Below are 20,300 nucleotides of genomic sequence, written 5' to 3' on the forward strand. Positions count from 1 at the left end.
TCCTGTCATAAAACTTTTTCCTTCATTATAAATCATCTCATAAAAATGCAACGCCCAAAATTTAACCCATAACTTGAAGATATTCTATGGCAGCTTGAAGTGGAGAATCATAAGACATAGCAAACTGAGAAAACCAAAAACCTTCATCGGAAGTAGGATCAAGATTTTTAAGCCATTTTTCTGCTTTTTGTTTTAATTGTTCTCGTTTTTGTGCTGTTATTTTTGCTTCTTCTTCTTGCCTTTTTGCTTCTGCTTTAGCTTGTCTTTGCTTGGCTAATTCTTCTCGTTTTATTTCTTCAAAACTTTTCTCTGTAATTTTTGTTTTTTTCTGTTTTTGTGCTACTTTTTGTGCTACTTTTTGTGAAATATTATTTAAGTTTTCTTCTACAAAAGATGATTTTTGGGACTGACGCTGATATTTATTTTCAATTTCACTTAATAAGTTATCGTTATTCTTTTGCTTTGATGTAGGTTGATTTTGTTTAAATTTATTTTCAATGTCACTCAATAAATCACTACTTTCTTCATTTGCGGACTTCTTTTTTGACAAATCTTCAATTATATGATCTAGTGAATCCTCATTTTTAGTTTTATTTTGAGGATAATTACTAACTTTTTTCTGCTTAAATTGTTGCTCAATTTGATTTAGTAAATCATCAGAATTATTCTGGGCTGACATAGCTTTTCGATTATGGTTACTAGCGATTTGCTCTAACGTCAAGTTAAGGGATTCGTTTTCATTCTTATTAATCATCATCTATTTTGGATAATAAAAATAAGCCCGTCAATTATGGAACGGTGGAAGATAATAGACAATTGACAATGGATAATTATGAGATTTATGGTCTCACAGTAATATTTATTATGTTATTTTGTCATTTTAACGCTATTTTTGTCTAAACAGTGTTTATTTCTGCCTGTTTTTTAACTCTTGTAGTATATCTAAACCCTTGATAATTCCATTTTTTTACTTCTTACTTAAAAAGCGCCCTCCACCCCAACAGCATCAACCAGTGTTACGCATACCAGCGGCAATACCGTTAATAGTTAACAGCGCCCCTCGCAATAGTTCATCTTTACTATAACGAAAATGAATCAACCCGGCTTTATCCTGACTAGCATACTGCCGTAATCGTTTTAAAAGAGAAACTTGTAAAAAGCCGAGGGGAACGATTGTACCATTGCGTAACTGAACCGAACGCTGTAATTCAGGATCATTATCCAATAGTCGCTCCTGTTGATTGATTTGCAGAACAATATCTCGACTACGATAGTATTCTTGGGCAATTTCAGCAAATAACTTGCGAAAACGCTCCTTATCCTCATCTTTTGACAACTCCTCCACATAGTGACTTGCCATCTGTAAATCCACTTTAGAAAGAGTCATCTCTACCTTAGAGATAACCATTTTAAAGAAAGGCCACTTTAAATAAAAATAACGCAATAACTTTAAATTTTCCTCCGGCTCTTTATCCAAAAACTCCTGTAACGCTGTACCAACACCATACCAAGCCGGCAGTAAAAAACGGCTTTGAGTCCAACTAAACACCCAAGGAATGGCGCGCAAAGAACTAATATCCTTCTTGCCACTCTTACGGCGAGCGGGGCGTGAGCTAATTTGCAACTTACTAATTTCCTCAATGGGAGTTACTGACAAGAAAAAGTCAATAAAATCCGGTTGCTCATAAATTAAATTACGATAAGCACGACGAGAAGCCATGGCAATTTCTTCCATGATGTCATTCCAAGGCTCAATATCATCAAAACCACTACCCAACAAACTCGCTTGAATTACTGCGGTACTAATAGTTTCGAGGTTATATAATGCCAACTCAGGAAGAGAATACTTAGAAGCTAATACCTCTCCCTGCTCAGTAATTTTGATTTTACCGTTAATGGTAGAAGTCGGTTGAGCCAAAATAGCGGCATAAGCTGGACCACCACCGCGCCCCACCGAGCCACCTCGCCCATGGAATATCTTAACTTTTACCCCATAGCGCCCTCCCAACTTAGCTAAAACTTTTTGAGCTTTATGAATTTCCCAATTACTACTCATAAACCCCGAATCTTTATTACTATCCGAGTATCCCAACATCACTTCCTGTAAATCATCGGGTTTTAACCTCGGAATGACTAAACTAGACTCTCCCTGATTAGTGTTGATTTCTTCATAACCCCCCGCCAAACAAGCACGATAAAGGGGTAAATCAAACAATTCCTGCATCACAGAATAAGAGCGTTTTAAATCTTCCACTGTTTCAAATAAAGGCACAATGCGAATGCTACTGATGCCTAAAACGGGATCATATAACCCTGCTTCTTTTGCCAATAACAACACCTCCAGCACATCGCTAACATAATTAGTCATACTGATGATGTAAGTACAACAAACCTCTACGCCAAATTCTTCCTGTAGCGCCCGTAACACCTGAAAAGTTTCAATGGTTTCCGTGGTAGTCTCGGCAAAAGGAATGGGATTAGGCACTAACGGGCGCCGAGTTTTTAACTCCCTCGTCAGCCAAGCAGTTTTTTCCGCTTCAGAAAGTTCATTGTAAGGACGATCTAAAATGCCTAAATAATTGGCAACCTCATTTAAAGCATCGGAATGACGGGAAGAGTCTTGACGAAAATCTAACTCCGTTAAATGAAAACCATAGATTTCCACCTGAAAAATTAAATGCTCTAATTCTTGGCAATTTAAGCCCGTTTCTTCCAAATTAGTTTTGATTAAGTTTAAATCTTCTAAAAAGTCACGGGCGCTGGGATAAAGATTATCTTCTTTATTTGCCAACTTGATGGATTTTCTGGTATCAGGATTAGACAAGCCTTCATTACGCGCTTTGGTATTCTTTAATTTTTCCTCAATAAATGCTAATTTTAAGCGATAAGGCTCTTGACGATAGCGCACATACAAACTGTCATACACTTCTGGCATTCTAATGCGATCTTGCTCCAAAGAGTCTAACAACTCAGGCATCACATTACACCAATGAAGAGATAAACTTAAAACGTCATTCAACTGAACCAGAGAATCCAAATATTTATCAATGACGAGATTACGTTGATAACAAGCGGTTGACCATGTAATCTCTGGAGTTACAAACGGATTTCCGTCTCGATCTCCCCCCACCCATGAACCAAAATAACAAAATTTATGATGGGGGGGGTTTAACTTAGGAAAAGTGCTATGGAGTGCCTGTTGTAAGCGTTTTGTTAGGTGCGGTAAACTATCAAATAACACCTCTTGAAAGTAGTGCAAAGCATAATCTACTTCATCTAATACAGTTGGTTTAAATTGATGTAGTTCATCGGTTCGCCACCACAACTGAATTTCGTCCATTAAACGACTGCGGAAATGTTCGGCTTCGTAGGAATTCGTTAACCCCATAGAGCGACAGGATTCCTCGGCGCTGTCGAGACGTTCTAAAATATGGGAAATGCGTCGTTGTTTTTTGCGAATGGTATGGCGCACGATTTCGGTGGGGTGCGCTGTAAAAACTAAGCGAATATCTAACTCATCCAATAAATCTTGGATTTTTTGCGGAGGCATATTCAACTTTTGTAAATGGGGGAAAAGCCAATGAAAAGTTCCCCCACTAGCTGGATTAGGCTTTTGGGAAAAATAGCTGTAATCTTCTGAACTATTTAACTCCATTTCGCTATTCCTATCGATAACGGAAGTTTGTAGTGCCTTAACTTGATCTTCTGTGGTGGTGCTACGGATAATTTTTTGGTTACGTTGCTCGTAATGTTGCTCGACAATATTAATTAGCTGAAAATATAACGCCAGCGCCCGTGCCGTTTTGATAGCGTCATCTAATTCTAACTGCTCAATCCATTTGCTAACCGACTGTTTGGGGGTTTCACTGGTTTGACCTTCGGGAGAACAAGCGGACTTTAACTGTTCTAACAAATCAACTAATTGTTGTCCACATTCATTGCGTAAAATTAACTCCCACAAATTTTCTACCAATTTCAGACGATGACGTAATAATAATTCTGAGTTGGAATAAATGCTTAATTCTTCTAGCGCAGTTGTGGTGGTAAAAGTCATAGTAATCGCTTCTTTCCGATTTTGATTCATTGGTGTTGTGCCAGACAACCTTTTAATTTTAGCGGTGATTTGTCCTTTCAAAAAGTTTTTTTAGATACATTGCTAGATTTATTTATGAGTTTTAAGATTCCTTAATTTGACCATCAAACGGTAGTTAGTAATGACTCTTGCACAAGTGTTGGTAATTCTATCAAAACGAAGTAACTGGCTGGATATAAATAGTCTTCTCCACTCTCATCGATAACTCTTAAATCTCCATCTTGGTTGGCGTCTTCGTCAGCAATAATGGGATAAATTTTGTGCAATTCTAAAGAAGCTGGATAATCTTTATTGTTCAAACAAACCGCGAATTTATAATTTTCCATGAAACTAATCTAAGTAACGTTTTCTTTTTATTTCTCGTTTGCCAATGCCTTGAGCTTCGTACCAATGAATTTCAGCTTTCCTAATTGTACCATTTGCTAAACGAATCGTAGCTATACCCTTTAGTTTTCGCCAGCGCCCTTCACCATAGTTTTTCCGAAGACGATTTATGTCTCGAATGGAGTTACTCACGGCAATATTTTCTATGTTTGTAATTTGACTAATAATTTCAAAATTCATCCTTCTGGCATTGTTTTTTTTTAACTACGAAATAAACGACTATATAAAATTTCGTGTTTCATACTAGCATAAGATAAACCCCAACTACACCAACTTAATTCCTCATCTTTTAGGTTAATAATTTCTTCGGCAATATTCCCCATAATTAAGTTAAGTTCTAATAATATTTTTTGTCCTTCTGTTTGCCCTAAAGGAATCAATTTTACTCCCACACTAACTTGATTATTTACCCAATTATGCAAATATCCTAAAATGGCTTGTTCTTCAGGGATTCCCCACTTTGCCATAATTAAACCGAAGAGAGGGGCGCTGGATATTTTTTGCTGAAAATAAGGGCTAATTTCTTGATAAAATTCTGGCTCTATACCCTTAATTAATCTTAATAAACTTTTGCCCATTTGCCAATTTTGTTCTCTTAGCTCTTGAGTTTCACGGGTGGCATTTAACCAATTATTCCAATATTGTATTTGCTCATATTCTTGATTTTTAGCTAATTGATAACAACGATAAAAAATAGCTGTTTCAATTTTAATTGAGCTGTATTTTAATTCATTAGTTAACCATTGTTTTAAACTATTTTGATCAAATATTTTTTTTCTGAAACAAGGGTTTCTAACCCTTCTGAATAAGTATAAGCGCCTAATGGTAGGCTAGAATTACACAGTTGTAACAGAGATAAAAGAGAAGTGTTAAACATCTAATATAATTGACAATGGATAATGGAAGGAATCCAGAATGTAGAATGCTAAACAATTGATTCTGAATAAAATATTACTAGAAAATATTGAATTAACTTTACTTTCTAAATTCTAAATTCTAAATTCTAAATTTTTTCTCCCTTTGATTAGTTTGCCAAAAATAATTCACCACTGGTAACAATTACCGATGCACCTTTAACTTGAACTTTGGTAATTATGCCATTTTCTTTGAAACCGTGCGCCCCCAACCGACTACAGCGCCCGACATCCTCACCTTGATAAATCTGCCATGCCCAGCGCCCTTCCTGTGCCGTTTCCCGTTGGGTGAGATAACCAGCAAAAGCAGAAGCAGCCGATCCAGTTGCCGGGTCTTCAGTTATATTTAAAGCAGGAGCAAACATCCGCACCCGATATTCATTTTCTGCTAATTTCACAAAGGGATAGACATGGGGCGCCCAAAAATCTTTTAACACCCTCTCCCACTGTGGTTGATTAATTTTCGCTTCTTTTAATGCCTCCACATCCCTGACAGGAATAATTAAAAATGGTAAACCACAGGATACCGCCATGGGTTGCCATCCTTCTACCTGTAGCTGTTTTTCTGACAATGATAATACTTGGGCTAAATCATTGATGGCAGGGCATTGGGGATAAAATTCTGGGGTGAGGGGCGCTGTGAGGAGGGCGCTGGTGGGAATACCATTCACTGACTCAATCATCACTGGTACAAGCCCCGCTTTTTCCTCTAAGATAACCTCAGTTTGGGGTGAATCTAAGTTAAATTGACCTAATTTTGCCAGTAAATAGGCTGTGCCAATGGTAGGATGCCCAGCAAAAGGAATTTCACCGCCGGGTGTAAAAATACGCAATAAAGCGTTAGCTTCTGCATTTTGAGCAGGGAAAACGAACACTGTTTCAGAAAAATTAAATTCTATGGCTATTTTCTGCATGATTTCGCTGGATAATCCCTGCGCATCAGGAAATACAGCTAACTGATTACCGCTAAAAATTTGCTCAGTGAAGACATCTAAGGTGTAATATTTCATTATTTTTCATACTATGTAATTCGGTGAAGGATTATTAATAAATATATATAAATGAAAATTACTTAACCTTCAAACATTCTTCCACATAAGCCCTTAACTGTTGTTGATTCATCATTTGTACTTTTTGTAACTCCTGTCGATTATTGATGGCGAATAAATTATTTTTTGAACCATTTTTGTCTCGATAATGTTCCAAATGAACTAAAACACCGTTAATACGACCAATACGATAACCTAGTTTAGCAAATCTTTCAATCAATTCATTATCTTCCCACCCGTAGGATACAAAACGCTCATTCATCATTCCCCCTTCCATAAAAATTTCTCGATTAAAAAATACTGCTCCACCCACAGAATCTTCATAATTAAGTTTAAATAGAGCAGGTGATATTTTTGATAATTCATATTTTTGCCTAACAAGATATTGATGTGAAGATTGAGAAAAATCAACACAGATTCCATCATATGGACAAACCATATCTAATTTTTTATCTTTGACTAATTTATAAGCCGTCAAAATTTGTAACTTTTCAACTAAAGAATCAGTATCCCAAATGACAATGATTTCTGTATCAGTTTTTTGAGCAATTTTGTTAAGTATTTTTGTTTTATGAGTATAAATACTATTAGTTGAATAATGATAATACTGACATTTATCTTTTAGATACTCTAATTGAGGGTTAGAGGATTCTTCTGCCACCATAATATTTGTGTCAAAATGATGTCTTAAAAAATCAATAGATAAATTAATATTTTTTTCTCTGTCGGGATGTTCTATTTTTACAGGTATGAGAAAAGTTACATCGTTTAAGTCACGGCAATCTTTATCGATACGAGATGATTCAGTATCTATAACTTCAATATTATATTTTTTGTTAGTGGCAAAACGGTCTTGATTTTTAGCAGTTGACTTAGTATTTATATACTGTCTCAGTTTAAGGCGAAAACGATCAAAATAACTCATACTTAAAATTTGGTAGTTTAGTTCTAATACTTATATAATAGGTATGAATTTCACTTTTTGATTCATTTATTTTACAGCCCTGCGTGAAATATAGAAGCATAGAATATTACAATAGATTTTTGAAATTTTTTAAAAGTATAAATTGCTCTTGAAGTTAACGGTTCTTTAAAAACTAGATTTTAAGCATATAACTAGCATATATATCCTCAGTATTAAGATGTTTTAAGTTTTGTCCAAACCATAAAGATGGGGCAATAACTTTTTTATTTTGATAAATATTTAACCAACTTGCCCACCAACTAAAAGAACTATTTGCGATGATTTGATGTGGAAATATACTCATTAAATATAAGTCTAAATCATCTCGTTGTGATGTCCAAAAATCAAAGCGTTTTTCTTGAAATAAATCTTGATGACGACACCAATCAATATCATCAGAAAATATAACAAAATTAGTAGAATTATCAAAATACTGAATTGCTTGAGCGTAATAATTTAAGGAGCAAATGGGGTGATGGTTAGGATATTTTAAATAATCTCCTCGTCTTATATGAATAGCACATTGATAATCAGAAAACTTTTTTTGATATATTTCTTGTATTTGATTCATTACATCAGTATTAGATGTACCATCAAGTTACAAGTAATCATTTTTTGTTATTTTGCGAGAATCATATCAATTTCGGAATATGGGTAATACACGGTAAATCATATCATAACTTTATTTGAGGAAAATCCATAAAAATGCCTTATTCAATGATTCAGTCTCTATAACCTCAATGTTATATTTTTTATCGAGCAAACCGCATTATTAAACTGTGAGCATTAACAACCACCTCACGTTTATCAGAAAAATAGCAGTTTATTCTATCAAAACTACTATAGAATCAAACTAGGATTACCTTCAGTAGCAATAATATCTAAGGAGAATGACTTGGCACATAAAAAAAGCCTTTGACGAGGATTGAACTCGTGACCTCACCCTTACCAAGGGTGTGCTCTACCACTGAGCTACAAAGGCAATGGGCCGAGCTGGATTTGAACCAGCGTAGGCATAGCCAGCGGATTTACAGTCCGCCCCCATTAACCACTCGGGCATCGACCCTTTTGTTTTCACAATTATTAATTATAACTTATTCGTTTTTAAAATGCCAACTTTCTGACAAAAAGTATTTTTTCTGACTCGAAGCATTAAACAGATTTCATTTCAAATAATTCAAATACTTGTCGGGAAAAATCTTTAAGTTTTTCTTGAATTTCATGCACTGGAAGGGATTTTCCTTCTAACTGCCAATTTTCGATGGTAGAAAGTCGCCATACTTCTCCAGTGTAGTTAAATCCGGCGCTTTCAATGCCAATTAATCGTTGTTGCTGATCGATTTCATCGTAGTGGAAGCGAATTTGCACTAAAATACTACGACTTTGAATTTTCCTACTCCAGCCGGGAAAGTGAAAGCCTATATCAATGGAATCAGGATCAACTAATTTAATAGTATCAGGATCATTGCGCCAAGGTTTCAGGTCAGCTTTAACATCTGGAAACTGCTGTTTGAATAGATTAACGATGACGGCTATTTTTGTGGCAATTTCTAACCCTTTCGCTTTTTCTTCTGCATTCATAACATTTTTGATAACGGTTTAATCCTAAGAGAAGGTTAAGTTTTCATGGTAGCAGTTTCCTTCATTACCTACTTAAAATCGGGCTGGATGCCCGATATACAGAGAAAAATGTGATAAAAACTTATTACTTTATTCCATAGGAATAAGTTTTTCTTCTAAAATATTTTTCATGGTGGGGTTTGCAAAAAATGTTTTCGTATCTTTAATTAAGTTTTCGCCCCACAGATTTTTAATTAGGTAATCAATATTACCATATTGTCCATCCATGGTGAGGGCTTCCGATGCGGTTTTAATGGCTTCGCTGGTTTCACCTTCACGAAAAAGGGTTACAGCTATTGCTAATAAAGGCTCTGCTTGTCTTTCTTCCATTACCCCTAGGGCTTCGCGCCAACGAGTCAGCGCCCCTCGCCGATCCCCTTGTTCATATTGTGCTATACCAATATTATTGGTAGCGGGCCAGAATTTTTCATCCAGCTTGATGGCTTGACGGTAGGCGCTGATAGCTTGATTAAATTGTTTTAGTTGTAAATGGGAGTTGCCTAAGTCGAAGTATGCTTGTGGTGCTTCTGAATTAATTGCTAAACCTTTTTCTAATTCTTGAATGGCGGATTGATATTCGCCCATTTGAAAATAAGAGTTGCCCAAAGAAAATAACACTTCTGCTTCTTCGGGTGCTAATTTTTTGGCAGTTAATAGGGCATCTATGGCTTTTTGATTTTCCTGTTGTTGCCCATATAATGTACCCAAAATGAACCAAGTTTCGTATTGATTGGGCGCTAACTGGGTGGCTAATTCGGCACGGGTTAAGGCTAAGTCAAATTCTCGAAAACGGATCAGTTGTACTGCATCTTGTATTAGTTGCATCCCATAGGGTGCTAGGGTTTCAGCGTCAACTTTTGGGGTGTAGGGCGCTAGGGATTGGGCGCGGAGGGCGCTGGGATTAAAATAGTTTCCTAAGATGGTAATTATTAATAATAATTTGTAACGAAACAACACTTTTACTTTATTTCCTTTTCTATATATTTTCATTTTTTAATTTTAGCTTATTAGTTCTATTTTTGAATAAAGCTAATTATTTTCCAGCGCCCTCAACAATACTTGAAATTTTAGTTCGATTTCACTCAATTCTTGTTCAGGTTTTGAACCAGCAACGATACCAGCACCAGCATATAATCGGGCTTTATTACCCCTAATTAAAGCAGAGCGAATCCCCACAATAAATTCACAATTTCCCTTAGTATCTAACCAGCCGATGGGCGCTGCATATAAAGAGCGATCAAAATTTTCATAGGCAGAAATTTCCGCACAAGCAACGTCAATGGGAATACCAGCAACGGCAGGAGTTGGATGTAATTTAGCGATAATTTCTAAGGGGTTAATAGTTTCGATAATCTCTGCATAAATTGGTGTCCAAAGATGTTGAATATTGGATAATTTTAATAGTTGTAATGAGGCTTTTTTAGGTGTTAATCCTAATTTTAATAACTGTTCAAAAAGAAATTGACTGACGATTTCATGTTCTCTTTTTTCTTTTTCACTATTTAATAAATTTTCGCCCAAATAACTATCATTATATTCATTTTTGCCTCTCGGTGCTGATCCGGCTAAAGCATCGGTTACTAATTGTCGATCTTGAATAGATAAAAGTCTTTCTGGACTCGCCCCGATAAAGTATTCTTCTTCGTTATTACCTACCGCAAAAATATAACAATCAGGATGATTTTTTCGCAAATTTTCCAGAGATTTAATGATGTTACACGGGCGCTGGAGCTCAATTTCTAAGGCATGGGCAATAACTATTTTTAATAATTTTCCCCTGTGAATGGCTTGTAAACCTCGATTAACTTTATCAAGAAAAGATTGATAATTATTGGAGTTAATAACAGGTAAAGATGAAGGGTTATTATCATTATTTTTGTCTTGATAAAATTGCGTTAAATTTTTACTGAAATTATGACTTAGATAATGTTTAATTAAGTCTAATTCAGGGGCATCACTAAGGTAAAAAGTATTGACAGTAATAATATATTGATTGTGACGCTTAAATAACTGAATATAAGGAATAAAAATTTGTGCTTGAGGGAAAGATTGACAGGAATTGTCACCATGAGCAACAAAATTAAAAGTTGAGAAAAAATAGGGGATTTTTTCACCTTCTAAGTTATCTTGAAAATCAATTTTGTGTTGATATTTATTAATAAAATCTTGACAAATCTGGAAGCGATTTAATGTGTTATTGTTAGCATTAAACTTATCCTGATTAACCTCTAACTTAACCAGCGCCCCCAACCCCACCACAGCTTCTTCTTTGCGTTGATTTTCACAGTAAAAAGACACCTGTTGCGGTGGTTTCATCATTGCCAAAAAAACTAATAAATCTATGGGATTAATTTCTTGAGAAATAGAGATAATTTCTCCCTCATAATCTTGATTTTGTGGAGCAGAAAAAATTAGTTTTTGTAATGTTTGGGAATAGTCGGTTAAAAAATGGTTATCGGGAATTACCGGCATAACACTAGAATTATAAATATTTAAGGTGTGTTGAAAAAATGGCTTGAGGGATGGGAGGTATCAGGTTTCGGGTGTCGCGGTGTCGCGGTGAAATGCTTGTAAATTAAAGACCTTCGCCAAACAGTGACTTTTCATAAGTCGAACATTTCTATTAATGATTTTTATTTAGAGTAAAGAGGGGCATTTTTAAGCAAAAAAGACCATTTTTGGTAGTTTTTTTGTTTTTATGTTGCTGAAAATCTTTATTTGACAAGATTTTGGACTTATTCACTAGAGATGACATGGTTAACTGTAAAGATAAACAGGGTTTATCCATAAGAAAATGTTAACGAAAATTTAATTTTAAATAAATTATCAATACAAAACCACCTCAAACCTTGATCCCTTAATGGGTTATGATGAATACCCACAGGGCAATTAAGCCACATCAGAGGAAAATTAGTCTTAATAATTATTTTCTATTTTACCGAAATCAAACAATTATGACGATTACCAATCCAGCTATCAATATCAGCCAACGTCAACTATGGTTAGCCGCTATCAAACCGCCTATGTACACGGTAGCAATTATTCCCATTACTTTTGGCGCTGGTTTGGCTTATTATGAAACGGGGATTTTTGACGGCGTAATTTTGACAGTTTTTTTGTTTAGCGCCCTCGCCATTATTGCTTGGCTAAATCTTACTAATGATGTTTTTGATGCTGACACGGGAATTGATGTAAATAAAGCGCACTCCGTCGTTAATCTGACAGGTAAAAAAAATCTCGTGTTTTGGATTGCTAATATTTTTTTACTGCTAGGTTTAGGGGGAATTTTTCTGATTAATTGGTGGCAAGAGGATATAACGGTTTTTTTGATTATACTTGCCAGTTGTTTTCTCGGTTATACTTATCAAGGTCCTCCTTTTCGTCTCGGTTATCAAGGTTTAGGGGAGTTAATTTGTTTGCCGACTTTTGGCCCTATGGCGGTGGGCGCTTCTTATTATAGTCAAACTCAGTCTTTTTCGACTAATTCTCTGCTGGTTTCCAGTTTAATTGGGGTTTCTACAGCAATTATTCTATTTTGCTCTCATTTTCATCAAGTTGAGGATGACTTGAAGGCAGGGAAAAAGTCTCCCATTGTGCGTTTAGGCACGGCGAAGGGCGCTCTTTTTTTAATGGTCTCAGTTATCATTTTTTATCTATTAGTGTCGTTATTTTGTCTCTGGGGGATGTTACCGTTAACTTGTTTCGGGGTATTCCTAACTATTCCAGTGGCTTATCAACTGGTTAACCATGTTAATCAATATCATGCCCAACCTGACAAGGTTAAAAATTGCAAGTTTATAGCGGTTAACTTTCATTTTCTCACTGGTATGGTGATGGGCGCTGGTTTATTCCTTGGTTAGGGTTTACTGTGCGTAACGTCAGTTAAGTAGGTAAGCAAAATTAATTGTGATTTTTATTTTTCTCAAAGCTATGAGAACAGAGGAAGGCAAGGGGCTTAAGCCCGTTGTTTTATTGCATAAATTGTAATGGAGTTTTTTCAAAGTCGAAAATTAATTGTTGGTGTCAGGTGTTAGGTTAAAGAATTAACAAAGTAAATCCTTTGACTGATGAATCAATGTTTGAGGGTTTTAAACCTGAAACCTGCTACCTCCCTTAACTTAACATTTGAATCAGTGCATAACGTCAATTAAATAGTGAAAACTAAAGATTCAAGCTAGAAAAACGATTAAGGGTTAAAATATTTTGCTAGTGATCATAAATATTAGTATTTATAGTAAAAAGCAAATGTTAAAACTAAGATGGCGTAGCTTGTGCCTATTCTTATTAGCCTTCGTGATGATAACCTTGATTCATCATGTTATGTCGCCACTATCGGAAAAAGTGGCATTATCCAAGGAAGAAAGAGTTGCCGCCGTCTGGAGTAAAGCATCTTTTCCTGTGGAGAATTTTCAGGGTTATACTTCTGGATTTGGTTATCGTATCCATCCCATTTCAGGAAGAAGACAGTTTCACAATGGCTTAGATATTGCGGCGCCTTTGGGTAGTTATGTGCGCAGTTGGTGGGGCGGAGAAGTGGTGGCTTTATCAGATAATACGGGTTGTGGTACGATGATTACCATTCAATCTGGGCAATGGAATCATGTTTATTGTCATTTGATGGGCAAGGTAGAAAAAACGCCTCAAGGGACAGTATTAGTTGATCGTAATGGTAGTATATTTTTATGGTTAGGGCAAACGGTGGGCGCTGGGACGAGAATTGCTAGGGTAGGAATGACGGGTAGAACTACAGGACCTCATTTACATTGGGAATTAAAGTACAACGGTAAGAGAATTGATCCTGCTGATGTATTACGGCAAATGTATGCCCAAAACAGTTAGAGGAATGAATTATGAATGATAAATTATGAATTATCAAGTGTAGGAAAATCATGATTTTTTATACATCATTAGATTGCATAAAATCTTATTTTCGAGGGAAGAATACTTGATTTTTATTGATAATTTAAGTTTGAGGTATTTATGGTTTCTAATCACTCTCGAATCTTGATATTAACGAGCTTATTATTTATTCTCCAAAACCTATTTATAAGTCAAAACTCATAATTATCACTTCATAATTTATAATTCTCAATGTTGGGTTTCTTTACCTTAACCCAACCTACAATTAAACATTAATCATTATTTTTTCTGATAATTTATTGTTAATATCACACTGCTGTAAAATATTTTTTACTAAAGATTTAATGACGTTAACTACCACACTATTGCCAAACTGTTGATAAGCTACATTTTTATTATCACTGAGGATAAAATTATCGGGAAAACCCATGATTCTAGCGCACTCCCTCGGTGCTAATTTACGGATTGTGTTATTAATAAAGTAAAGACCTGTTTTCGCGCCCACCCCACCACCATAAGCGGATAAAGTGATAGCATGACCATAAGCATGATAAATTCTTTCCCCTTGTCTGCCTTGACTAATTGCACCAATACGGATGGGTTTTTGAGGATAATTACCGTTAATATCAGGCTCAATAGTAATATTTTCTTTAAAAATTACATCGTTTCTTCTAATAATAAACTCTTTAGTTTCTTTGTCATCTAAACAAAAATCAATTAATTTAGTTTGACTATTTTCTAAGCTAGGAAAAATAAAATTTGTGAAGTTTAAATCATTTCTAAAAGCAATAATATAAATTCTTTCTCGTTTTTGTGGTACACCAAAGTAAGATGAATTTAACACTTTTTCAAAAACATTATAACCAATTTCTTGTAAACTATTTTTGACAACTTTTAAGGTATTACCTTGATCATGAGTGGCAAAATTTTTGACATTTTCTAAGATTAAAATTTGCGGTTGATGATAACTAGCAATTCTCACTACATCAAAAAAAAGTGTCCCTCTGGTATCTTCAAAACCTAATTTTTTCCCTGATATACTAAAGGCTTGACAGGGAAACCCAGCGCACAAAATATCATGATTGGGTATATTATGGGCTGGAATTTTGGTAATATCTCCTGCTGGTAAAATACCGTAATTTTCTTGATAAATTTTTTGACAATTTTTATCCCATTCGGAAGCGAAAACACATTGGGCACCATAAAAATTTAAGGCTTGATGAAAACCGCCAATTCCTGCAAATAAATCAATGAATTTAATATTTTTTAATGGTTTCATTTTATAATATCATTAATTACTAAAATTTTATTTTTTGAAAAAAAAATCAATAATTCTTTTAATTACATTTTCTGGCATTTCATGAAAAAATAACCTTCTCTGGTCTTTTATGCTTTTTAATTCTTCTGAACTTAAAATATCTTTTGGCAAAATTTCACCAGTAAATGCTTTTAGCCATTTTTCTACTTCATTGTCAAAGTTCCACATTTTTTTGTAAGTTTTTACAGGTCTTTTATCCACTTGATTAAAACCAGCAGAAATATTAGCTTTTTTTAATGAAATATTCTCTATATGTAAAACATTTTTAATTATTATTTTTACCTGAACTTGAATATCTGCTTTTTTATATTTAATCGATTCTTCATATTTATCTGTTGATATACCTAATAAGTTTGCATTCTCTTTGGAAATTTTTACAGGTATATGTAAAGCATCAATCGAACTAATTTTTTCAGGAATATATCCCATTATCTCTAGCCACTTTTTTGCTTCATTATCTATTTTCCATGATTCAAATTTTTTACAAATTTCTTTTTCATTTAAAAAACCTTCTTTTGCGGTAAGTAAACCTATATATTTGGTATTCATTATCTATTTATTTTAATGTTCTTATCATTCAAATATAGCAATTCTATATCATTCATGAGAAACTAAATTTGGCTTAATAAACAAGTGTTATTAATTCTACATTCTCAATTTATGCCAAGTGAAAATGATATAAATCAGATAAGATTACTATAGTTAGGTTTTATTTCTCAAGCCAATTCCTACAAACATTTTAATCATTACTTCTGATTTCTTACATGATTTTAACTGATGAGCTAATCTTTCAATATCGCCGATGTGACCGTAAAGCATTTTTAAATTATTATTGTAAGGAAGATGAAAAACCACAACCGAGAGATTTTGTTGCTAAGTTAAAACAGGAAAATATCCTTCATTGTCAAAATCTTCTCAATCATCTTCAGTTATCTTATCAACAACCCCAAACTCTATGGCATGATACTTCTGGCATAATAGCAGAAACGCTGGAGTTGATGGCGAAGGGCGCTGAATGTATTTATGATGGTAAATTATCTACTTTTTGGTATTATGACCTTAATTTGCCACCGGTAGAAATGGTAATTAATCCAACTCTATTAATTAGACAAAACCAACCTTCTCATTTTGGCAATTGGAGTTATCGGGGGGTTAATTGCCATTTAGGGAAAAACCCTAAGCCTGAGTATAAGTTAATTTCCGCTCTACAAACGGCGATAATTGGCGATATTCAGGGGAATCACCTCAATCATGGGGAGTTTGTGGTGCGTAGTTTGAAAATTCATCGGGTGAGTTTGGCTATTTGGTTGCCGAAGGTGAAGGAGTTAGTTAAGGAGTTGGTAATTTTATTACAGTCACAAGAAATTCCAGAGGTGTTTGTGTCTCGTCAAAAATGTCATCTTTGTAATTGGCATGATGATTGTTATTCCAGCGCCCGTCACCTCAATCATTTATCATTGATACCGGGTATAACGCCCCAACGTTACCAATTATTAGTTAATCAGGGTATTAAAGATTTTGAGAGTTTGGCAGAGTTATCAGCTTTCGAGTTAGCACAAATCATCGATCATCCTACCATTGCTGATAATCTTTATCTACAGGTGAGGGCGCTGAAACTTAATCAAGGGGTGGCTAAAATTTTTCCTCTTCCTACTATCCCCCATAGTACCATCGAATTATATTTTGACATTGAAGCTGAACCAGAGCGCAATCTCGATTATTTACTGGGGGTTTTGTTAGTTGATCATGAACAACAAGAACAAAGGTACTATTATTTTTTAGCAAAAGATAAAACAGAAGAAGGCAAAGCGTGGGGAGAGTTTTTACAATTTATGGAGCAATGGCGAGGGGCGCTGGTATATCATTATTCTGAATATGAAGTGGAAACCATCAAACGTTTAGCTCATCTTTATCATACACCTCCAGCAATTTTACAACCGCTACTATCACGGTTAGTGGATGTGCATAAAATTATTACTCGTAACTACGTTTTACCTGTGGAAAGTTATTCTCTCAAATCCTTAGCAAAATGGTTAAATTTTCACTGGCGCACTCCTGAAACTGGAGAAATTAACGTTAATGGTCGTTTGTTGGGGGGAGATCAATGTGTGGTATGGTACGATCAATGGTTAACTACGGGTAATCCAGACTATCTACAATATATTTTGACTTATAATGAGGATGATTGTCGAGCTACCTATGTGGTCAAAAATTGGTTACAAAATCAAGGGTTGGTGAATTAAGCATTGAGATAAATGAGTAATTTATGAAAAATAAATATTTGGCTTAACTCTTTAATTTATGAGCATTTCACCTGAAACCTGACACCTCCCCTCACCATTGGACTTTTTCCGCAATCCCTATGTAAACTAAAATAGACAAATTATCATTCATCACATCCATGACTCAACCATCCAGAGGGCATCTTTTAACGGAACAAATTAACCCTCAGAGTACCAGTTTAGACCAATTATCATCATTAGAAATAGTTGATCTATTCAATCAAGAAGATTTAAAAACCATTGATGCCGTCAAAGCAAGTCGGGAAGTCATCGCCCAAGCTATAGACATCACGTCGGAATCCTTGAGGGGGGGAGGGCGCTTATTTTACATCGGAGCGGGTACTAGCGGACGTTTAGGGGTGCTTGATGCAGTAGAATGTCCCCCCACCTTCTGCACTCCGCCCGACTTGGTACAGGGGATTTTAGCAGGGGGTGAGGGCGCTATGTTTAAAAGTTCCGAAGCCCTGGAAGATCGCTCGGAAGATGGGGCTCAAGCTATGATTGATCATGGTATTACTTTTCAAGATGTAGTTGTTGGTATTACAGCAGGTGGTACAACGCCTTATGTGCGAGGGGCGCTGGAAAAGGCGAGAAAAATTGGTGCGAAAACAGTATTTATCAGTTGTGTGCCTTCCGAGCAGGTTAAAATTGATGTTGACGTGGATATTAGGCTGTTGACGGGCGCTGAAATTTTAGCAGGTTCAACCCGTCTAAAAGCTGGTACAGTTACTAAAATGGTGCTAAATATTATCTCTACGGGGGTAATGGTTAAACTAGGAAAAGTTTACGGTAATCGCATGATTGATGTCTCCGTGACAAATAGTAAATTGTTAGATCGCGCTTTGCGTATTATCACTGACTTGACAAATTTAGATCGGCAAACTGCTCAAGAACTTTTACAACAAAGCGGTTTATCAGTAAAATTAGCTTTGTTGATGCACTGGAAAAACCTTAATTTAACACAAGCTCAAACTTTGTTAACTGAAAATGACGGTAATCTCCATCAGTCTTCACAACTATAACTAAGCGCAGGAATAATATCAAGTTATCAATGATTGTGATAAAGTCTCTCGCCAAGACGCAAAGACGCAAAGTTTTATAGTCAGTAATCAAAGGGATTTGAGATGATAAAGGGTTTAAGTTTCTTGCTTCTTCGTCTCTTCCCTATATACGATTAGTTTTACACGAGAATTTATACGGAAAAATAATTAATAATGTTGAATTTATCAGAAAATTTTACTACTGTAGTAATAGGGGTAATTGCCCTGACGATTCTTATTTGGGGCTATAATCGAGGCAAACAATTTGGCGAAATTGGCATTTTAGCTTGGTTACAATCTGTAACTTTAATGACTCCTTGGCTATTCTTTTTTGCTTGTTTAGCAACAGGTATTTACCTTAATTTTATCGGTATTATTATCCTGTTATTATTATCGGCTAGTATCTATATTTATCTAGGTAAAGTGATCCGCAAAAAAGCCTTAGAACAAAGTTTATCGTCTTTTAATCTTGATAGAATTAATCAACAAAAAACTAATATTTTGAATACAGACAAAGACCCACAAGAGCAAACAAAACAAGAACTACCATTACAATCTAATAATCAATCTTCTTTTCGTAATCAACCTCCTGAGCCTAATTTTACCCCCATTGATGAAGATGATTTAAACATTATTAAGGGAATTTTTGGCATTGACACTTTCTTTTCTACTGAAGTAATCCCTTATCAAGAGGGGGCAATTTTTAAAGGTAATTTACGCAGTGAACCTGATATTGCCCACGACAAGTTAAGCTCTAAATTAACTGAAAAATTAGGGGAAAAATATCGTTTATTTTTAGTCGAAACCCCGGAAGGTAAACCTGTTGTTATTGTCTTACCTAGTACAAACGATCCTAAACCTTTAACTTTAGCCCAAAAAAATATTGCTTTGGTGTTATTGGTGGCAACAATTTTCACTTCTGTGGAAGGCATTAGTATTTTATTGGGTTTTGATTTAATTGATAATTGGCAACGTTATCCAGAGTCTTTACCGTTGACTTTGGGTTTATGGTTGATTTTATTTGCCCATGAGATGGGGCATCGTTTTTATGGTCAGAAGTATGGAGTTAAGATTAGCTTACCTTTTTTTCTGCCCAATATCCAAATTGGTAGTTTTGGAGCGATTACTCGTTTTGAGAGTTTGTTAGCTAATCGTGCGGTTTTATTCGATATTGCTTTTGCGGGTCCTGCGGTGGCAGGAGTGTTATCTTTAATTATGTTAGTGTCAGGGTTGATGATGTCGGGAGGTGACACGGGGTTACAAATTCCTTCCCTATTTTTTCAAGGCTCAGTTTTGGTGGGGGGTTTAGCTAAATTGATTTTAGGTGCTACTCTATCTCAGCAAACGGTAGGTATTCATCCTTTGATGATTTTGGGTTGGTTGGGGTTAGTGATTACGGCGCTTAATTCTTTACCGGCTGGGCAGTTGGATGGAGGGCGCGTTATTCAAGCGATTTATGGTCGTAAGGTTGCCCGTCGTGCTACTATTTTGACGTTAATTATTCTGGGTATTGTTAGTTTATTTAATACTATTAATGCTTTGCCTTTTTATTGGGCGATTGTGATTCTCTTTTTACAACGGGATTTAGAGCGCCCTTGTCTTAATGAGTTAACGGAATTGGATGATGGGAGGGCGCTTTTGGGTATTGGTTTAATTTTGTTGGCTTTGCTAACTTTGATTCCTGTTACCCCTAGTTTGGCTATTCGTTTTGGTATCGGTATTTAGGGTGCGCTAAGAAAGTTAAGTTATGGGGGCAAATTGACAATTGATAACGGA

17 protein-coding genes, 2 tRNA genes and 1 pseudogene are annotated in these 20,300 nt (G+C 35.4%); 5 read left to right on the plus strand and 15 right to left on the minus strand.

The window, feature by feature from the left end:
- Positions 1–61: 61 nt before the first annotated feature.
- The 13 genes and pseudogenes from IGQ45_05925 to IGQ45_05985 all read right to left on the minus strand — a co-directional run bounded on the left by IGQ45_05925 (position 62) and on the right by IGQ45_05985 (position 11,496).
- On the minus strand, positions 62–757 hold the full coding sequence (locus IGQ45_05925) for a hypothetical protein (protein MBF2056758.1): 696 nt from the start codon (positions 755–757) through the stop codon (positions 62–64).
- Positions 758–1,006: 249 nt separating this feature from the next.
- Complete coding sequence (ppc, locus tag IGQ45_05930; protein MBF2056759.1) at positions 1,007–4,054, minus strand: phosphoenolpyruvate carboxylase; 3,048 nt, start codon at positions 4,052–4,054, stop codon at positions 1,007–1,009.
- 143 nt (positions 4,055–4,197) lie between these two features.
- The gene (locus IGQ45_05935) at positions 4,198–4,419 is read right to left on the minus strand and encodes a hypothetical protein (GenBank protein ID MBF2056760.1); all 222 of its coding nucleotides are present in this window, start codon (positions 4,417–4,419) and stop codon (positions 4,198–4,200) included.
- A 4-nt stretch (positions 4,420–4,423) separates the two neighbouring features.
- Positions 4,424–4,657, minus strand: coding sequence for a hypothetical protein (locus IGQ45_05940; protein MBF2056761.1), 234 nt, complete (start codon positions 4,655–4,657; stop codon positions 4,424–4,426).
- 20 nt (positions 4,658–4,677) lie between these two features.
- A pseudogene (locus IGQ45_05945) lies at positions 4,678–5,354 on the minus strand (urease accessory protein UreF).
- A 147-nt stretch (positions 5,355–5,501) separates the two neighbouring features.
- Positions 5,502–6,401, minus strand: a complete 900-nt coding sequence (locus IGQ45_05950) for a PhzF family phenazine biosynthesis protein (GenBank protein ID MBF2056762.1) — start codon at positions 6,399–6,401, stop codon at positions 5,502–5,504.
- A gap of 58 nt (positions 6,402–6,459) precedes the next feature.
- Positions 6,460–7,365 carry a hypothetical protein gene (locus tag IGQ45_05955; GenBank protein ID MBF2056763.1) on the minus strand — a complete coding sequence of 302 codons (906 nt, stop codon included), beginning with the start codon at positions 7,363–7,365 and terminating at the stop codon, positions 6,460–6,462.
- A 172-nt stretch (positions 7,366–7,537) separates the two neighbouring features.
- The gene (locus tag IGQ45_05960) at positions 7,538–7,975 is read right to left on the minus strand and encodes an alpha-1,2-fucosyltransferase (GenBank protein MBF2056764.1); all 438 of its coding nucleotides are present in this window, start codon (positions 7,973–7,975) and stop codon (positions 7,538–7,540) included.
- A 339-nt stretch (positions 7,976–8,314) separates the two neighbouring features.
- A tRNA-Thr gene (locus IGQ45_05965) sits at positions 8,315–8,386 on the minus strand.
- 2 nt (positions 8,387–8,388) lie between these two features.
- A tRNA-Tyr gene (locus tag IGQ45_05970) sits at positions 8,389–8,470 on the minus strand.
- Between the two features lie 86 nt (positions 8,471–8,556).
- Positions 8,557–8,985, minus strand: a complete 429-nt coding sequence (locus tag IGQ45_05975) for a hypothetical protein (protein ID MBF2056765.1) — start codon at positions 8,983–8,985, stop codon at positions 8,557–8,559.
- A gap of 129 nt (positions 8,986–9,114) precedes the next feature.
- The gene (locus IGQ45_05980; GenBank protein MBF2056766.1) at positions 9,115–10,014 is read right to left on the minus strand and encodes a tetratricopeptide repeat protein; all 900 of its coding nucleotides are present in this window, start codon (positions 10,012–10,014) and stop codon (positions 9,115–9,117) included.
- Positions 10,015–10,053: 39 nt separating this feature from the next.
- Positions 10,054–11,496 (minus strand): isochorismate synthase, encoded by a 1,443-nt coding sequence (locus IGQ45_05985; protein ID MBF2056767.1) that lies wholly within the window; start codon positions 11,494–11,496, stop codon positions 10,054–10,056.
- 482 nt (positions 11,497–11,978) lie between these two features.
- Between IGQ45_05985 and IGQ45_05990 the strand changes: the two genes are divergently transcribed.
- Both IGQ45_05990 and IGQ45_05995 read left to right on the plus strand, forming a co-directional pair.
- Complete coding sequence (locus IGQ45_05990; GenBank protein ID MBF2056768.1) at positions 11,979–12,884, plus strand: 2-carboxy-1,4-naphthoquinone phytyltransferase; 906 nt, start codon at positions 11,979–11,981, stop codon at positions 12,882–12,884.
- A gap of 385 nt (positions 12,885–13,269) precedes the next feature.
- A complete protein-coding gene (locus IGQ45_05995) occupies positions 13,270–13,863 on the plus strand; it encodes a M23 family metallopeptidase (GenBank protein ID MBF2056769.1) in 594 nt (197 codons plus the stop codon).
- Positions 13,864–14,149: 286 nt separating this feature from the next.
- Here the strand turns inward: IGQ45_05995 and dcm are convergent, their stop codons facing one another.
- Both dcm and IGQ45_06005 read right to left on the minus strand, forming a co-directional pair.
- On the minus strand, positions 14,150–15,163 hold the full coding sequence (dcm, locus tag IGQ45_06000) for a DNA (cytosine-5-)-methyltransferase (protein MBF2056770.1): 1,014 nt from the start codon (positions 15,161–15,163) through the stop codon (positions 14,150–14,152).
- A gap of 27 nt (positions 15,164–15,190) precedes the next feature.
- Positions 15,191–15,751 (minus strand): hypothetical protein, encoded by a 561-nt coding sequence (locus tag IGQ45_06005; GenBank protein MBF2056771.1) that lies wholly within the window; start codon positions 15,749–15,751, stop codon positions 15,191–15,193.
- Positions 15,752–15,966: 215 nt separating this feature from the next.
- Between IGQ45_06005 and IGQ45_06010 the strand changes: the two genes are divergently transcribed.
- The 3 genes from IGQ45_06010 to IGQ45_06020 all read left to right on the plus strand — a co-directional run bounded on the left by IGQ45_06010 (position 15,967) and on the right by IGQ45_06020 (position 20,249).
- Entirely contained in the window at positions 15,967–17,445 is a 1,479-nt protein-coding gene (locus IGQ45_06010; GenBank protein ID MBF2056772.1) for a TM0106 family RecB-like putative nuclease, read from the plus strand.
- A 158-nt stretch (positions 17,446–17,603) separates the two neighbouring features.
- Positions 17,604–18,506 (plus strand): N-acetylmuramic acid 6-phosphate etherase, encoded by a 903-nt coding sequence (gene murQ / locus IGQ45_06015; GenBank protein ID MBF2056773.1) that lies wholly within the window; start codon positions 17,604–17,606, stop codon positions 18,504–18,506.
- Between the two features lie 192 nt (positions 18,507–18,698).
- Positions 18,699–20,249 (plus strand): site-2 protease family protein, encoded by a 1,551-nt coding sequence (locus IGQ45_06020; protein MBF2056774.1) that lies wholly within the window; start codon positions 18,699–18,701, stop codon positions 20,247–20,249.
- Positions 20,250–20,300 lie beyond the last annotated feature (51 nt).

The sequence above is a fragment of the Cyanobacterium sp. T60_A2020_053 genome (assembly GCA_015272165.1).
Lineage (GTDB): Bacteria > Cyanobacteriota > Cyanobacteriia > Cyanobacteriales > Cyanobacteriaceae > Cyanobacterium.

Bases quoted from the DNA above. Each gene is read 5' to 3' on its own strand.
- IGQ45_05925 (MBF2056758.1), bottom strand. From the start codon at position 757: ATGATGATTAATAAGAATGAAAACGAATCCCTTAACTTGACGTTAGAG.
- IGQ45_06020 (MBF2056774.1), top strand. From the start codon at position 18,699: ATGTTGAATTTATCAGAAAATTTTACTACTGTAGTAATAGGGGTAATT.
- IGQ45_05990 (MBF2056768.1), top strand. From the start codon at position 11,979: ATGACGATTACCAATCCAGCTATCAATATCAGCCAACGTCAACTATGG.
- IGQ45_05950 (MBF2056762.1), bottom strand. From the start codon at position 6,401: ATGAAATATTACACCTTAGATGTCTTCACTGAGCAAATTTTTAGCGGT.
- IGQ45_06010 (MBF2056772.1), top strand. From the start codon at position 15,967: ATGATTTTAACTGATGAGCTAATCTTTCAATATCGCCGATGTGACCGT.
- ppc (MBF2056759.1), bottom strand. From the start codon at position 4,054: ATGACTTTTACCACCACAACTGCGCTAGAAGAATTAAGCATTTATTCC.
- IGQ45_05995 (MBF2056769.1), top strand. From the start codon at position 13,270: ATGTTAAAACTAAGATGGCGTAGCTTGTGCCTATTCTTATTAGCCTTC.
- IGQ45_05980 (MBF2056766.1), bottom strand. From the start codon at position 10,014: ATGAAAATATATAGAAAAGGAAATAAAGTAAAAGTGTTGTTTCGTTAC.
- IGQ45_05940 (MBF2056761.1), bottom strand. From the start codon at position 4,657: ATGAATTTTGAAATTATTAGTCAAATTACAAACATAGAAAATATTGCC.
- IGQ45_05975 (MBF2056765.1), bottom strand. From the start codon at position 8,985: ATGAATGCAGAAGAAAAAGCGAAAGGGTTAGAAATTGCCACAAAAATA.
- IGQ45_05960 (MBF2056764.1), bottom strand. From the start codon at position 7,975: ATGAATCAAATACAAGAAATATATCAAAAAAAGTTTTCTGATTATCAA.
- IGQ45_06005 (MBF2056771.1), bottom strand. From the start codon at position 15,751: ATGAATACCAAATATATAGGTTTACTTACCGCAAAAGAAGGTTTTTTA.
- IGQ45_05985 (MBF2056767.1), bottom strand. From the start codon at position 11,496: ATGCCGGTAATTCCCGATAACCATTTTTTAACCGACTATTCCCAAACA.
- IGQ45_05935 (MBF2056760.1), bottom strand. From the start codon at position 4,419: ATGGAAAATTATAAATTCGCGGTTTGTTTGAACAATAAAGATTATCCA.
- dcm (MBF2056770.1), bottom strand. From the start codon at position 15,163: ATGAAACCATTAAAAAATATTAAATTCATTGATTTATTTGCAGGAATT.
- IGQ45_05955 (MBF2056763.1), bottom strand. From the start codon at position 7,365: ATGAGTTATTTTGATCGTTTTCGCCTTAAACTGAGACAGTATATAAAT.
- murQ (MBF2056773.1), top strand. From the start codon at position 17,604: ATGACTCAACCATCCAGAGGGCATCTTTTAACGGAACAAATTAACCCT.